Origin of the sequence: Flavobacterium succinicans (assembly GCF_001662485.1) — a bacterium.
Classification (GTDB): domain Bacteria; phylum Bacteroidota; class Bacteroidia; order Flavobacteriales; family Flavobacteriaceae; genus Flavobacterium; species Flavobacterium succinicans_A.
Genome location: NZ_JMTM01000007.1, coordinates 12,065 through 26,703, shown reverse-complemented (window position 1 = coordinate 26,703; position 14,639 = coordinate 12,065). Strand labels below are relative to the sequence as shown.

The 14,639-nt window shown below is 37.4% G+C and carries 14 protein-coding genes; 8 read left to right on the top strand and 6 right to left on the bottom strand.

From position 1 onward, the window contains the following. The 6 genes from FLB_RS00945 to FLB_RS00920 are packed head-to-tail and all read left to right on the top strand — an operon-like array spanning position 1 to position 6,990. A complete protein-coding gene (locus FLB_RS00945) occupies positions 1-1,002 on the top strand; it encodes a glycosyltransferase family 2 protein (protein WP_064714098.1) in 1,002 nt (333 codons plus the stop codon). Continuing rightward, positions 999-2,114, top strand: a complete 1,116-nt coding sequence (locus FLB_RS00940) for a glycosyltransferase (protein WP_064714097.1) — start codon at positions 999-1,001, stop codon at positions 2,112-2,114. Before FLB_RS00945 ends, FLB_RS00940 begins: the two co-directional genes overlap by 4 nt. A gap of 38 nt (positions 2,115-2,152) precedes the next feature. Beyond that, positions 2,153-3,226 carry a glycosyltransferase family 4 protein gene (locus FLB_RS00935; protein WP_064714096.1) on the top strand — a complete coding sequence of 358 codons (1,074 nt, stop codon included), beginning with the start codon at positions 2,153-2,155 and terminating at the stop codon, positions 3,224-3,226. Between the two features lies 1 nt (position 3,227). After that, positions 3,228-4,568: an O-antigen ligase family protein gene (locus FLB_RS00930; RefSeq protein WP_064714095.1), complete on the top strand. Its 1,341-nt coding sequence runs from the start codon at positions 3,228-3,230 to the stop codon at positions 4,566-4,568. Continuing rightward, positions 4,540-5,553, top strand: coding sequence for a glycosyltransferase family 4 protein (locus FLB_RS00925; RefSeq protein WP_064714094.1), 1,014 nt, complete (start codon positions 4,540-4,542; stop codon positions 5,551-5,553). Before FLB_RS00930 ends, FLB_RS00925 begins: the two co-directional genes overlap by 29 nt. 45 nt (positions 5,554-5,598) lie before the next feature. After that, a complete protein-coding gene (locus tag FLB_RS00920; protein WP_064714093.1) occupies positions 5,599-6,990 on the top strand; it encodes a sugar transferase in 1,392 nt (463 codons plus the stop codon). A gap of 137 nt (positions 6,991-7,127) precedes the next feature. Here the strand turns inward: FLB_RS00920 and FLB_RS00915 are convergent, their stop codons facing one another. Together FLB_RS00915 and FLB_RS00910 are read right to left on the bottom strand one after the other, a co-directional pair. Continuing rightward, on the bottom strand, positions 7,128-8,255 hold the full coding sequence (locus FLB_RS00915; RefSeq protein WP_082923181.1) for a DUF4105 domain-containing protein: 1,128 nt from the start codon (positions 8,253-8,255) through the stop codon (positions 7,128-7,130). A gap of 506 nt (positions 8,256-8,761) precedes the next feature. Next, positions 8,762-9,742, bottom strand: a complete 981-nt coding sequence (locus FLB_RS00910; RefSeq protein ID WP_262487450.1) for a PorV/PorQ family protein — start codon at positions 9,740-9,742, stop codon at positions 8,762-8,764. Between the two features lie 273 nt (positions 9,743-10,015). On the opposite strand from FLB_RS00910, the gene FLB_RS00905 reads away from it, so the two are divergent. Next, positions 10,016-10,741, top strand: a complete 726-nt coding sequence (locus FLB_RS00905; protein ID WP_064714091.1) for a CDP-alcohol phosphatidyltransferase family protein — start codon at positions 10,016-10,018, stop codon at positions 10,739-10,741. A gap of 10 nt (positions 10,742-10,751) precedes the next feature. Continuing rightward, positions 10,752-11,591: a glycoside hydrolase family 25 protein gene (locus tag FLB_RS00900; RefSeq protein WP_064714090.1), complete on the top strand. Its 840-nt coding sequence runs from the start codon at positions 10,752-10,754 to the stop codon at positions 11,589-11,591. A gap of 58 nt (positions 11,592-11,649) precedes the next feature. On the opposite strand, the gene lptB is transcribed toward FLB_RS00900, so the two are convergent. The 4 genes from lptB to FLB_RS00880 form a co-directional block, all read right to left on the bottom strand. Continuing rightward, positions 11,650-12,402, bottom strand: a complete 753-nt coding sequence (gene lptB / locus FLB_RS00895; protein ID WP_064714089.1) for an LPS export ABC transporter ATP-binding protein — start codon at positions 12,400-12,402, stop codon at positions 11,650-11,652. Between the two features lie 100 nt (positions 12,403-12,502). Further along, positions 12,503-12,850: a carboxymuconolactone decarboxylase family protein gene (locus FLB_RS00890; protein WP_064714088.1), complete on the bottom strand. Its 348-nt coding sequence runs from the start codon at positions 12,848-12,850 to the stop codon at positions 12,503-12,505. After that, positions 12,843-13,658, bottom strand: a complete 816-nt coding sequence (gene tatC, locus FLB_RS00885; protein ID WP_064714087.1) for a twin-arginine translocase subunit TatC — start codon at positions 13,656-13,658, stop codon at positions 12,843-12,845. The genes FLB_RS00890 and tatC overlap by 8 nt, the downstream gene beginning before the upstream one ends. After that, on the bottom strand, positions 13,658-14,623 hold the full coding sequence (locus tag FLB_RS00880; RefSeq protein WP_064714086.1) for an SIS domain-containing protein: 966 nt from the start codon (positions 14,621-14,623) through the stop codon (positions 13,658-13,660). Before FLB_RS00880 ends, tatC begins: the two co-directional genes overlap by 1 nt. Positions 14,624-14,639 lie beyond the last annotated feature (16 nt).

Genomic DNA, 14,639 nt, shown 5'->3' with positions numbered 1-14,639 from the left:
ATGAAAATTTCGCTCATCATCTGTACTTATCAACGTCCTAAATCCTTGCTACAATTGTTGCAATCGGTTCAGGAACAAACTTTATATCCCGATGAAATTCTGATTATTGATGGGTCAACAAATGACGCAACGCAACAGGCTTTGGAACGCAATCATTTCGAAAAACTGCACTATTTTTTAGTAAGCAAAGAACAAAGAGGATTGACCAAGCAACGCAATTTTGGTATTGCCAAAGTAAGTGCGGACATAGAAATTGTTTGCTTTTTAGACGATGATACGGTTTTAGAAAAAGAATATTTTGAGGAATTGTTAAAGACTTACAAAAAATTCCCAGAGGCTCTCGGAGTTGGAGGATATATTCATAATGAAACGAAATGGGAAGATGTTGAACCTAGCTACGAGCCAAAAATAAATGAGTTCTATTTTGATGGATGGAAACGAAAAGACGGAAGTCGTTTTGTAGTAAGAAAAAAAATAGGTTTAGATAGTGATTGTCCTCCAGGGTTTTCTTCTTTGTTTTCGCACGGAAGAAGTGTGGGTTTTTTGCCACCCAGTGGGAAAGTATATGAAGTTGAGCAACTAATGGGAGGGGTTTCCTCTTTTAAGAAAGTTGTTTTTGAAACGTTTCAATTTTCTACTTATTTTGAAGGCTATGGCTTGTACGAAGATGCCGATTTTTGTCTGAGAGTAGCTAAAAAAGGTAAGTTATACCTCAATACCGCGGCAAAGTTGAACCATTATCACGCAGTATCTGGTCGCCCGAATCAATATCAGTACGGCAAAATGGTCGTACGTAACGGTTGGTATGTATGGCGCGTAAAAAATGCCAATCCCGCTTTAAAAGATCGTTTCAAATGGCATGCAATAACGTTGCTTTTGACGATCATTCGATTTAGTAATGCCTTTACGACAGCTAAGCGTAGGGAAGCTTTTACGGAAGCACTAGGAAGAACCGTGGGTTGGTGGAGTTTGATGTTTAATCAACCAAAAGTACACCAATGAAATTCGCCATCATCACCCACGTCGTTCACAAGAAGCAGGGAAATGAATATTTTGCCTATGCTCCTTATGTTCGAGAAATGAATGTTTGGGCCAAATATGTTACGGACTTACTTGTTGTTGGAGCCCTTGAAGAAAAAGAGCCCACAGCTATTGATAGTGCTTATGGTCATAAGAAGATTACTTTTTTTCCAATTGACACGATTGATGTATTGAGTTGGAAGTCCAGACTAAAGGCCTTCTTTGCCCTTCCAAGAATAGTTTGGCAAATTTTCAAAGCCATGTCCCAAGCGGATCATATTCACTTGCGTTGTCCTGGCAATATTGGATTATTGGGGTGTTTGGTGCAAATCTTGTTCCCTAATAAACCTAAAACAGCAAAATATGCTGGCAACTGGGATCCAAAAGCAAAACAACCGTGGAGTTATCGCGTTCAAAAATGGATTTTGAGCAATACCTTTTTAACCCGAAACATGCAAGTATTGGTGTATGGCGAATGGGAGAGAAACAGCAAAAATGTTCACCCCTTTTTTACGGCCACCTATTGGGAAGCGGAGAAAGTACCGCTAAAAACACTTACTTTTGTTAGACCTATTCGGTTTATTTTTGTAGGGACCTTGTCTCAAGGAAAACGTCCGATGTATGCTGTAGCTTTGGTGGAAGCCTTGTTTAAAAGAGGGTATGAAGTGCATTTGGAGTTGTATGGCGAAGGGCCAGAGCGAAAGGTTGTCGAAGACTATGTCATAAAAAACAAATTGGGAGCCTTGATTACTTTAAAAGGGAACCAATCGCAAGCAGCCGTAAAAGTAGCCTATCAAAACAGTCATTTTGTAGTGTTGCCGTCCCAAAGTGAAGGATGGCCTAAAGCCTTGGCCGAAGGCATGTTTTGGGGATGCGTGCCTGTTGCTTCACCCATTTCTTGTGTGCCCTTTATGTTGGGCTACGGTGAATATGGTGTTTTATTAGATATGCAATTGAATGCTGATGTAGCACAACTAGAGGCAATGTTTATATATCAAGATATGTATTTGCATAAAAGAGTTGCGGCAGCGAATTGGTCTCGCCACTATACTTTGGATAGGTTCGAAAACGAAATTAAAAGAATGTTGCGGTGATGCTTAGTCATCGGTCCCACTCACATTAAAAATAAGATATGCGCATTGTACAACTTATAGATTCTTTAGAAGCCGGCGGTGCTGAACGGATGGCGGTGAATTACGCCAATGTGCTCGCGGATGAAATCGAGTTTTCAATGTTAGTAGCTACCCGAAAAGAAGGGCCTTTAGTGTCACAAATCGGAGACAAAGTAGCTTATCTTTTTCTACATAAAAAGAAACCACTAGATTTTGGTGCGCTAAGGCGCTTGCGGTCTTTCGTGTTACAACATAAAGTGACACATGTTCATGCTCATAGCACTTCATTTTTTTTAGCCTTTCTTTTAAAATTAAGTCTTCCTTCGCTAAAAGTGATTCGACATGATCATTATGGGAATAATGAGTTTTTAGTATCTCGTCCCATTTTTGTCCTAAAAATAACAGCGCCTTTTTTTGCAGGAGTGATTGCTGTAAATAGTAATCTTAAGACATGGACACAAACTCGTCTTAAGGTTAAAAATGCGACCTATTTACCTAATTTTTCACAAAAACCGACCCATCAGGAAAGGTATACCACTTTGCTTGGAAAGGATAATAAACGTATTGTATGTTTGGCTAATTTGAGAATGCAAAAAAACCATTTGTTGCTTTTGGAGGTGGCGGTTCGATTACAAAAAACACACCCTGACTGGACCTTTCATTTGGTAGGAAAAGATTTTGAGGACGACTACGCTGCCGAAATTAAAAGTAAAATTCAAGAGTTAGCATTGCAAAATCAGGTATTTTTGTACGGGTCTAGAACCGATACCTCAGCTATTTTACAACAAGCGACTATCGGGATTTTAACTTCGGCTTCTGAGGGATTGCCGTTATCGGTGTTGGAATATGGGATGCATCAATTACCTGTTGTGGTTACGGCTGTTGGCGCCTTGCCCGAAATGATTCAGCACCCAACCAATGGTTTGTTGGTTCCCAATAACGACACTGCTGCTTTTACTGATGCATTACTGCGCTTGATTGAAAATGAGGCGTTTCGAAAACAAACCGGAGCCGCTTTTTACGCTACGGTTCAGGAACAGTTTGCGGCAGAGGCTATTGTAAATCGCTATTTGAACTGGTTAGCAACACTATAAGATGAAAAAAGAAGAAAAAGTATATCTGTTTTTATTGGCCTTTCATGCTTTTTTGGGTATGGCGCTATTTGCTATTCCGTTATTGAGTAAAGTATACGGCATTGCAATTCTTGTTTTTGGGATCTACTATATTGTTCAAAGTCAAAACCGAAACAATGAGGCCTTGTTAATGGCGGCCTATGCGATTAGTGCCGAAATTATTTTGCGAATGACAGGAGGTGCCTTTGTCAACGAATATGGGAAATATCTGGTGATGCTTTTTCTTTTTTTGGGAATGCTATATGCTGGTTTTTCTAGAAGCGCTTTAGTCTATTGGTTATTTTTGTTCTTCTTAGTGCCTAGCGTGGTGCTTTCAACTATAACTTTGGATATTACTACCGATGTTAAAAAAGCCATAGTATTTAATATATCAGGCCCCGTTTGTTTGGGGATTGCAGCTATTTATTGCTTTAAACGGCAAATATCTTTTCAACGATTAGTAGGAGTTGTTACTGCATTTTCTTTGCCTTTACTTTGTTTAATAGCTTATTTGTACGTGTATAGTCCTAGCGTTCAAGATGTGGTGACAGGAACGCAGTCTAACTTTGAAACTTCTGGTGGATTTGGCCCCAATCAAGTTTCCACCATTTTGGGGTTTGGGATATTTATCTTTTTTGTCCAATTGCTCTTAAATTCTTCCAATGCCCTGTTGCAACTAATTAATGGCGGTCTAGTTGTAGTTTTTGCTTTTAGAGGCCTGGTTACCTTTTCTAGAGGGGGAGTGTACACTGGAGTAGTGATGATTCTTTTGTTAGTAGTGATTTTATATTTTCAAGCCAATTTTCAAACCAAACCTAAGATTGCAGGAATTATACTTTTATCTTTTTTGGGAATGCTGGCGGTTTGGAGTTACAGCTCAATTCAAACCAATGGGTTGCTCAATAAGCGCTATGCTAATCAGGATGCCTCAGGGCGAGAGAAAAAAAGTATCCTGACTGGAAGAGAATATTTGATGGAGACTGAACTTAAAATGTTTTTCGAAAATCCAGTTTTGGGGGTTGGTGTAGGGAAGAACAAAGAATTACGACAATCTCTAACCGGAATTGAAGCTGCTTCTCATAATGAAATAACACGGATGCTGGCGGAACATGGTGCTTTGGGTGTAGTTTGCCTGTTGATTTTACTGCTAACACCATTGTATTTATTTGCCGTAGATCAGCAAAATCTTTTGGCGCTTTCTTTTTATATATTTTGGTTATTGACCATCAATCATGCGGCTATGCGTTTGGCGGCGCCTGCCTTTGTTTATGCCTTATCTCTTTTAAAAGTTCATCGTGAAGCACCTGCTGTACATAGGAAATAAATTAGCACGCAATGGAGCCAATCCAACGGCTATTGATACTTTGGGGCCTTTACTAGAAAAAGAAGGATTCAAAATTAGCTATGCATCTACTAAATCTAACAAGATCATGCGCCTACTAGACATGATGAGCACCGCTTGTTTTACCCGAAAAGTAGATTATGTATTGCTTGATACTTACAGTACTACTAATTTTTGGTATGCTTTTGTAGTGAGTCGAATATGCAACCTTAGAAATTTGAGGTATATCCCTATTTTGCATGGTGGTAATTTGCCTCAACGATGGCTAACTAATCCTAAAAGTTGTACATTGCTTTTTCATCAAGCGTATCGCAATGTGTGTCCTTCACCTTATCTCCTACAAGTTTTTGAGACGTTAGCTTGTCCGAATCTATTGCTTATTCCAAATGCTTTAGAGGGGAGCCATTATTTTTTTAAAGAAAGAACGTTTGTAAAGCCTAAACTATTATGGGTGCGCGCTTTTGCTGAATTGTATAATCCGATGATGGCTGTAAACGTTTTTGCTCAATTGGTGGAAGAATTTCCCGATGCCGAACTGTGCATGGTAGGACCCGATAAAGATGGGAGTCTTGAAAAAACAAAACAATTAGCCCAAGGTCTAGGCTTAAAAGTCACTTTTCCGGGGCAATTGTCTAGATCAGAATGGAGCGTACTTTCTGAGCAGTATGATATTTTTATTAATACCACGCATTTTGATAATATGCCCGTGAGTGTAATTGAGGCCATGAGTTTAGGATTGGCTGTAGTTTCCACCAGCGTAGGCGGAATTCCTTTTTTGATTGAAGATGGCGAAGAGGGACTCTTGGTGGGAGACAACGAGGTACAAGACATGGGGAATACCATTAAAAGTATAGTAAAAGATCCTTCAGTTTTTATTGGAATTACTAAAAAAGCAAGAGAGAAAGCGTCAAGTTATGAATGGGAAAAAGTAAAAGAAAAATGGCTTACAATTTTTAATAATCCCTGATAATATGGGTAAAATTGAGTAACTTGCGTACGAATACGACCGTCTATGAATAAAAAAAGAATGCATTTCGAACTTTCGGAAAGAAAGTTTCTATTACTTATAGTCGATATTCTTGTAGTATTGGGAGCTTTGTATTTGGTATCGAAAGTGTTTCATTTCACTTATTTTGTTTTTTCTGCGGCAACCTATTATTGGCCAATAGTTTTTGCTATTTATTTGTTGCTCTTTGGTGCTGTTTTTGAAATGTACAATCTTCAAGTAGCTAGCCATCCGTTTCAGGTATTGAAAAGCACCATTTTGACGACTACCGCGACTGTTTTGGTCTATTTATTAACCCCTTTTTTATCCCCTCATTTACCCGAAAGTAGATTACAGTTGATAGGGTTTTATGCGATAGTTTTTTTAGCGTTATATCTTTGGCGTTTTTTTTATGTAAAGTTTTTAGCGACCAATCGTTTTGTACAAAATGTAGTGTTGATTTGTGATAAAGGACAGTTAGAGCAATTAGTGGTCGATTTAGAAGATGCCGACCCCTATTACAGAATCATAGGCTTTGTAAATTCAGACCTGTCTAATAAAAAAGAGCAAAAGCGTACCCTTAAAAAAGAAATTCCAGTAGCGCTGTTAACTAAATTTGTCACTAGAAGTGGTGTTTCCGAGATTGTGGTGGCTTCACAAAAGACAGATGGAATTACAACCGAATTATACCAACAATTATTGCATTTACTTGAGTCCGGTAAGAGCATCAGAGAGTATGTTCATGTGTATGAAAATAAAACACAGCGCATACCAGTACATCAAATAGCAGAAGATTTTTATCGTTTTTTCCCTTTTAGTAGAAGTAATCAGAATAAATTGTATTTGTATCAAGTTCGTTTATTTGAACTTTTATTTTCGTTTATAGGGATTGTAATTGGAGCATTACTTGTTCCTTTTTTGGTGGTAGCCAATTGGTTTTGGAACCAAGGGCCTTTGTTTTATACTCAGGAAAGAGTAGGAAAAGACGGTGCTTTGTTCAAAATCTATAAATTTAGAAGTATGGTAAAAAATGCTGAAAAACACGGCGCAGTCTTCTCTTCGATAGGTGATGCTAGAGTTACTCCTTTTGGGAAATTCTTGAGAAAAACCCGTATTGATGAAATCCCACAGTTTTTGAATATTCTAAAAGGCGAAATGGGGGTGATTGGTCCACGCCCGGAGCGACCTATGTTTGTGCAAGAAATATCAGCTATTATGCCTTTTTATGAAACCCGTCACATCATTAAACCAGGCCTTACCGGATGGGCACAGGTGAATTATAATTATGGGGAGTCTATAGAAGAGAGTTTAGTGAAATTGCAATATGATTTGTATTATATCAAACATCGAAGTATTTTTATTGATGTTAGTATCATTTTTAAAACCATCTCTACAGTATTGTTTTACAGAGGACAATAAGGATCTTACATTTTAAAAGAGTAAGAAGTAAGAAGTCGAATTGAAAGATTCCCAAATCCTAACTTCCAAATCCCAAATCCCAAATCCCAAATTCTAAATCCCAATCCTAATTCCCAAATTCCCAACACCTGAATCAACTATTTAGTTCCTCGTTGTATTCTGTAGACCAGAAAAGAAGTAATTCCAATCAAGGGCAATAAGAATAAAAAAGGAGCTTTAGTAAGAAGTATTATAGCGTAAATCAAAAAGCAGCCCCAAATAACATAAGCCAACCACTGCGTGGTTTTTTTGTTTTTTTGAACTACAAAAAAGACCAATAAAATTAGTAATGGATTGAATAGTAATGTGTTATAATTATTAGCTAATTCAGGATGTAAAGAGTAGCAACCCATAAAAAGGAAGAACAGTCCTAAAATCCCCATCAAAGTCAAAAATGCCAGTGTAACACTTCTTTTTTTCCAGAAGGCAAGCAACAACAAAAAAGCACCATAGGTATAAGCATTATTCCACCAAGAATGAGGGGTAATGGGAGCTATTGTTAAAAGCGAAACGACAGGTTCGCTGAGGGCTTGCTGCTTAAATTTAGTAACCTTGAGGCTTTCTAACAACTCAAAAGGAAGGAACAAGGTGCTAGCTTTTTCGTCTACTTTAGTGCCAAAGATGATGCTGGTACCCAATTGCTCATAAAAATGATGATTGAAATAAGGAAACAAAACACTGCGATACGTAGTGTCAGTTGCATTAGTTTTGGTAATCACTCGGTCGCCTAGAGCATTGTTAAGTAAATCGACTACCATAGTAGTACAGTTTTTATCAATGAATTTATAGGTGTAAAAGCGATCTTCTGATTGTAGAGTTTGGTTGAGTTGATCAAAAAGGCGCTGTTTTAAAGGAGTGGATATGCGCAATTTTTGTTCATACACGCTTCTTCCTTCGTATTGGTACTGATTGATAAAGTCCAAATAAGCGTGTGCGATCACAAAATATTGAAGATCCCCTTTGGCAAATTTAGCCACAAAATTAGGAGTCGAAAAGTCAAATGCACCGTAATTATAGACTACATCTAAGGATTGACTAGGATCGCTAATTCGGAGCGCCGTATGCCCGAAAAGAGAATAAGATTCATTCCCCGTTGCACAGGTCAATACACTCACGGTCGCTTTAGGCGAAAGCGGCAAAAGTTGTGCGGAAGTCCATGAGCTCCATAAGATAACAACGAATAATGAAAATTTATTTAGCACAGCAGATGAAGGAATCCATTTCATAAAAACAAGCAATTAGTAAGTGGTGTAAAAATAGCGTATTCTCTTAACTTGTTGGTATTCGCAAGGAAAAAATGTTTTTAAGTTGTAGTTTTGGATTTACAGTAATTTGGTTAATTATTTAACTGGTTAATTGGTTTAAAACTTTGCGCACTTTGTGTAAAACTTTGTGCCCTTTGCGGTTAAGTTTTTAGCTGCTGATTTGCAGTAATTTGGTTAATCGTTTAACAGATTAATTGTTTTTAAAACTTTGCGCACTTTGCGTAAATCTTTGTGACCTTTGCGTTTAAATTTTTCAACCATGCATTTTTGCTAAACTCCCATGTTCTTATTCGCCTTATATGGTTTTAAAAAAAACGCATTTTATGGTACCGTAAAGAAGGAGGATTGTTTTAATTGTTTTAAACGTTGCTTTCCTTGTGGTCACTATTTTTACCACAAAGCTACACGAATACAAAATACTAAGCACATAACTTCATAACCGAAAACTTAAAATTGAACAACTAATATTACCTTCTAAATTGTCCCAAATCCACTTTTACCGAAAAAATATTCGAATACAAAGCCACACCTTGATTGCCTAAATTCGTCAAAGCATAATCTATTTGGATGCCTTTGTACTGAAATCCTAATCCAATATTGGGCTGAAAATTTGTTTTTTCGCTAGCGTCTAATTGGGTTACTTTTTGAAAATTACCCACCCCTGCTCTCAGAAAAACCAAATCCGTATAGCCCAATTCGAACCCTAGAGCAGGGTCAATACTCACGAAATCAGTAGCTATAATATCATTGGTTTTGGTAAAGCGCATGTTGAGGTTGGCAGCGGCTAATAGACTATAGTCATAGTGAAAAACGAATCTTTTAGAAATGCCAAGTTGGGCTTTTGGGGCTGTAATTTCAGTGCTTTCAGGAAGTTCTTGATTTTGTCCCGGAATGGCATTGGAGATGGCTTGGTATTTTTTTTCGTCAATATTCCAGATATTGTAAGTGGTGGTTAGGTCTCGAATAAGCAAACCAAATTGCCAATGGTTGCGTTCGAATTGCAAGCCTACATCAAAACCAAACCCCCAAGAATTGGCAAAATCTCCAATGATTCGGCGAACCACTTTGGAATTAACGCCAAATTGAAAACCGGGTACAGGTAGTTTTCGAGCATAAGAAAAGGTAAAACCATAATCGGCAGTAGAGAATAGTTTTATACGATTGTAATCGATATTGCCTTGATTGTCTATGAGTTCTGTAGTGTTTAAGATATCGTCTACCCCGAAACGAATCAATGAAATTCCCCAGCTGCTTCTATCGTCTATAGGCGTGGCATAAGCCAAATAGTCGTATTGCGCAATGTTGGCAAAATAATTGGCGTGCATAGCGGCAACTTGGTGGTCTTGGAGATGGGTTAAACCAGCAGGGTTCCAATAGCCTGCATTGACATCATTAGTAAAAGAAACCGCGGTATTCGACATCCCCAAAGCAGCGGCATCTACACCAATGCTTAAAAACTCATTAGAGTATTTACGAACGGTTTGTGAGCATAGGGAACAAGTACAGAGTACTAAAAAAAGCGAAAGTATCTTTTTCAAAAGCTATGGGGCTAGTTAGGATGAATATTTTTTTTCAAAAATAGAATTTTTTAGGGAGCTTAGTCCTCACTTTCAACAGAATTCTGTTTTCTTTAAAAATTGCCGCAGAAACTCTTAAGAAAAACGTTCTTCTCTTTCACTTATTATCTTACTTTTGTTACTACAATTTTTAATACAATTCCAATGTCTTTCAAAAAACACATTCCTAACATTATTACGTTACTAAACTTATTTTGTGGTTGTATTGCGGTCACTTTTGTGGTGCAACAACGATTCGAAATGGCCTTTTATTTTGTGTGTTTGGGCATTTTTCTCGATTTTTTTGATGGATTTTTTGCGCGCTTGTTTCAGGTTGCTAGCCCATTAGGTTTGCAATTGGACTCTTTGGCGGATATGGTGACCAGCGGCGTGGTACCTGGATTGGCAATGTTTTATATGATGCTGGAAGCCTTTGGTTTACAAATTAATGATCCGTTTTCAGGTCAATATGCGCTCGCCTTTTTAGGTTTTTTGGTCACCTTGGGTTCTTGTTATCGATTGGCTAATTTTAACATTGATACGCGACAAACCGACTCTTTTATAGGTTTACCTACTCCAGCCAATGCGTTGTTTATTCTGAGTTTGCCTCTGGTTGTTCGTCATTTCGATTCTTTGTTGATGTTAGAATTATTGTCTAATTATGGAGTGCTTTTAGCCATTAGTATCGGAAGTGCTTATATCCTGAACGCCGAAATCCCTTTGTTTTCTTTGAAAGTAAAAAAGTTGACCATTCAAGATAATAAATTAACCGTTTTCTTTTTGATTGTTTCTTTGTTGTTATTGGTAACACTTCAGTTTTTAGGGATTCCTTTGGTGATTCTTTTTTATGTTTTTCTTTCTATAATTAATAATAAATGGATAAAGCAATAGGGGTTTCAAAATGAGGAAAGTTGCAAAAACCTATTCTAAACGTCGTCCGACTAAAAAAACTCGAGGTTTAGCCACGCTGAAAAAAATGATTTGGGCAGTCCTTGGACTACTTTTTCTAGGAAGTATACTCTATCACTACAGAACGGCCTTTGCTTATTATTTAGGTTTTAAATCTGATAAAATAAGTAAGATGGATGTTTTTTCGGAAGCCAGAAATGTGCGTGTACTCGAAAAACATGAAGGAAAGACCGTTGGAATTGATGTTTCTGAGTATCAAGGAGAGATTAGCTGGTCTTATGTAGATACGATTGAGAATAAATATCCTTTGCATTTTGTCTTTATCAGAGCCACTGCAGGCAATAATGTGGTAGACAGACGATTCAAACGCAATTGGGAAGGAGCTAAAAAGAATAAAATGATTCGTGGCGCTTACCACTATTATCGTCCTAATGAGAATTCCTTAGAACAAGCCGAGTTATTTATCAAAACGGTTAAGTTGAAGACAGGAGATTTGCCACCGGTGTTGGATATTGAAAAATTACCCAAAAATCAATCGATGACCAATCTCAAAAAAGGACTTCGAAGATGGTTGCAAGCCATCGAAAATCATTACAAAGTAAAGCCCATTATTTACACGGGGGAGAAATATTATGATGATTTTCTAAAAGAAGAATTCAGTGATTACCTCTTTTGGATCGCCAATTATAATTTTTATCGAGAAGAAATTCAAGACGATTGGCTGTTTTGGCAATTTACCGAAAGAGCTGCCGTTCCTGGAATTGAAGAAAATGTGGACGTCAATATTTACAATGGCGACTTACAACAATTGCAATTTATTACGGTAGAGTAGCGAATACGCTGTAAAAGGTAAACGTCGCTTAGAAAATTAATTCTTAATCTGATTTTGTCTATTTTGGAGTATTGAAATCAATCTTGGTTTTTCTCAACTCAAAATTTTGTCCTAGATATACTCTTCTAACCATTTCATCTTCTACTAGTTCTTCTGGAGTTCCGGCTTTTAGGATACCTCCTTCAAACATCAAATAGGTTTTGTCGGTAATGGCTAAAGTTTCTTGTACGTTGTGATCGGTAATTAGAATACCAATATTTTTGTTTTTTAACTGTGCCACGATGCGTTGAATATCTTCTACCGCAACGGGGTCAACACCCGCAAAAGGTTCGTCCAATAAGATGAATTTTGGGTCAGTAGCTAAACAACGTGCAATTTCAGTTCTTCTTCTTTCGCCTCCTGAAAGCAAATCGCCTCGGTTGGTTCGGATGTGTTCCAAACTAAATTCAGCAATTAGGTTTTCCATTTTGGCAATTTGCTCTTCTTTAGTATGATTCGTCAATTGCAAAACACTCAGAATATTATCTTCGATACTCAATTTTCTAAAAACAGAAGCTTCTTGAGCCAAATAACCTACCCCTTGTTGCGCACGTTTGTACATTGGATATTCGGTAATGTCCAAATCATCCAAATAAATATGGCCAGAATTGGGTTTTACCAATCCTACAATCATATAAAAAGAGGTAGTTTTACCTGCGCCGTTAGGTCCCAAAAGACCAACAATTTGTCCTTGGTTTACTTCTAAAGAAATGCCCTTTACAACACTACGGCCTTTATACGTTTTGATGAGGTTTTCTGCTCTTAATTTCATGGTATTTGAATTGCTAAAATCTTGAGATTTTACAGATTAATAAGTTGGGAGGGGATACTTTATAGAAATTTTAGTTCTAAGTAACTTAGTAACTTCAAGTCTAGTGTTGCTCTTCCAAAGCTTCCCAAAATTCGTAAGCTCTACGCAAATGAGGTACTACTATAGTTCCGCCTACCAAAGTAGCGATTCCCATGGCTTCCATCATTTCTTCACGTGTAACTCCTTCTTTATAGCTGGTTTCTAAATGATATTTGATACAGTCGTCGCATCGTAAAACTGCCGAAGCCACCAATCCTAATAATTCTTTGGTTTTTACATCCAAGGCGCCAGCAGCATAAGCATTCGTGTCTAAATTAAAGATGCGTTTTACAATTTTATTTTTGTCTGCTAGTAATTTTTCGTTCATTTTTGAACGGTAGTCGTTGAATTCTTGAATTAAATCAGCCATTTTGTTTCTTTTGGTTGCGAACAACAAGTTTAGAAATTAATATACTTACTTCATAAATCAATAGCATCGGTATAGCTACGATAGTTTGACTCACTACATCTGGAGGGGTAACAATGGCAGCAACAATCAAGATAATGATTACGGCATACTTCCAATATTTTCTTAGAAATTCGGGGGTAACTAGGCCTAGTTTGGTCAAGAAATAAATTACGATGGGTAATTCAAAAAACAGGCCGCCTGCCAAAACAGAAGTTTTAACTAGCCCTATATACGATTCCAACGTGAATTGGTTTTTAACGACATCAGATACCGTAAAGGTTGCTACAAAGTTAACCGACATGGGTATGATAATAAAATAACCAAAAAGAACCCCCAAAAAGAAAAGTACCGAGGAAACGCCAATGAAGAATTTAGCTCCTTTTTTTTCTTGATCATACAATGCAGGACTAATGAATTTCCATACTTCGAATAAAATATAGGGGAAACTCAAAATAAAGCCTGCCAGCAAACACATCCAAACGAACATATTTACCTGTCCTTCCATTTGGGTGTTTTGAATGATGAATGGAAGTTCAGTGATACAAATGCTATCTACAAAGCCTAATTGATGTGATAAGTCACAAAAAAAACGATAGGTAAAAAAACTGGGGCGTGTTGGTCCAAAAATAATATCGTTGAACAAGAAATCGCTTACGAAGTAAGTGACAAAAGCCATAATCAATATAGCCGTTGTACTTCTTACCAATACCCATCTTAATTCTTCAAGATGGTCTAAGAACGACATTTCGTTTAGGTTTTTCTTTGCCATTATACAATTCCTTCTTTTAAAATGTCATGTAAATGCAAAACCCCTTGATAGCTTCCATTGTCAATTACAATTAATTGGGTAATAGAAAAATCTTCCATCAAGTTAAAAGCATCAATAGCCATAGCTTCTGAATGGATTTGTTTTGGGTTTTGGGTCATAATATCTTTGGCTAGTACCCCCGATATACTATCGTGGTCGTTGAGCATTCTTCGGATATCTCCATCAGTAATGATGCCCACTACTTTTTCATTCTCTATAACAGCAGTGACTCCCAAACGCTTTTCTGATATTTCGAAAATCGCTTTTTTGATAGAAGTTTCCGGGGTAACCATAGGTTTTAGGGAATGTTCAATTAAGTCTTTTACTTTTAATAAAAGTTTTTTTCCAAGAGCACCTCCTGGATGGTATTTGGCAAAATCTTCCGCTTGAAAGCCTCTCATCTCCATCAAGCAAACTGTAATAGCGTCGCCCATAACTAATTGTGCTGTGGTGCTATTCGTTGGAGCCAAATTCATTGGACAAGATTCTGCATCAACCGTGGTGTTCAATACAAAATGGGATCCTTTGGCCAAAAACGAAGTCATGTTACCCGTCATCCCAATTAAGGTGTTTCCAAAACGTTTTAACAAGGGCACCAATACCTTTATTTCTGGACTGTTCCCGCTTTTAGAAATACAAATAATCACATCTTCATCTTGAATCATGCCTAAATCACCATGAATGGCTTCTGAGGCATGCAGGAATAAAGCAGGCGTACCAGTTGAGTTAAGTGAGGCTACAATTTTTTGAGCAATAATGGCACTTTTTCCAATGCCAGTAATCACTACACGACCGTTAGATTGGTAAATTTTTTGAACCGTGGTAAGGAACTGATCATCCAAAAAAGTGGTCAATTTAGCAATAGATTCACTTTCAGAAAGTATAGTTTTTTTGGCCAAAGCCAATAGGTTTTCGTTGCTTATCAAAACAGAATGTTTAAAT

Excerpts from the sequence above, each read along its gene's own strand:
- FLB_RS00945 (WP_064714098.1), top strand. The coding sequence starts at position 1 with ATGAAAATTTCGCTCATCATCTGTACTTATCAACGTCCTAAATCCTTG.
- FLB_RS00940 (WP_064714097.1), top strand. The coding sequence starts at position 999 with ATGAAATTCGCCATCATCACCCACGTCGTTCACAAGAAGCAGGGAAAT.
- FLB_RS00935 (WP_064714096.1), top strand. The coding sequence starts at position 2,153 with ATGCGCATTGTACAACTTATAGATTCTTTAGAAGCCGGCGGTGCTGAA.
- FLB_RS00930 (WP_064714095.1), top strand. The coding sequence starts at position 3,228 with ATGAAAAAAGAAGAAAAAGTATATCTGTTTTTATTGGCCTTTCATGCT.
- FLB_RS00920 (WP_064714093.1), top strand. The coding sequence starts at position 5,599 with ATGAATAAAAAAAGAATGCATTTCGAACTTTCGGAAAGAAAGTTTCTA.
- FLB_RS00915 (WP_082923181.1), bottom strand. The coding sequence starts at position 8,255 with ATGAAATGGATTCCTTCATCTGCTGTGCTAAATAAATTTTCATTATTC.
- FLB_RS00905 (WP_064714091.1), top strand. The coding sequence starts at position 10,016 with ATGTCTTTCAAAAAACACATTCCTAACATTATTACGTTACTAAACTTA.
- FLB_RS00900 (WP_064714090.1), top strand. The coding sequence starts at position 10,752 with ATGAGGAAAGTTGCAAAAACCTATTCTAAACGTCGTCCGACTAAAAAA.
- lptB (WP_064714089.1), bottom strand. The coding sequence starts at position 12,402 with ATGAAATTAAGAGCAGAAAACCTCATCAAAACGTATAAAGGCCGTAGT.
- FLB_RS00890 (WP_064714088.1), bottom strand. The coding sequence starts at position 12,850 with ATGGCTGATTTAATTCAAGAATTCAACGACTACCGTTCAAAAATGAAC.
- tatC (WP_064714087.1), bottom strand. The coding sequence starts at position 13,658 with ATGGCAAAGAAAAACCTAAACGAAATGTCGTTCTTAGACCATCTTGAA.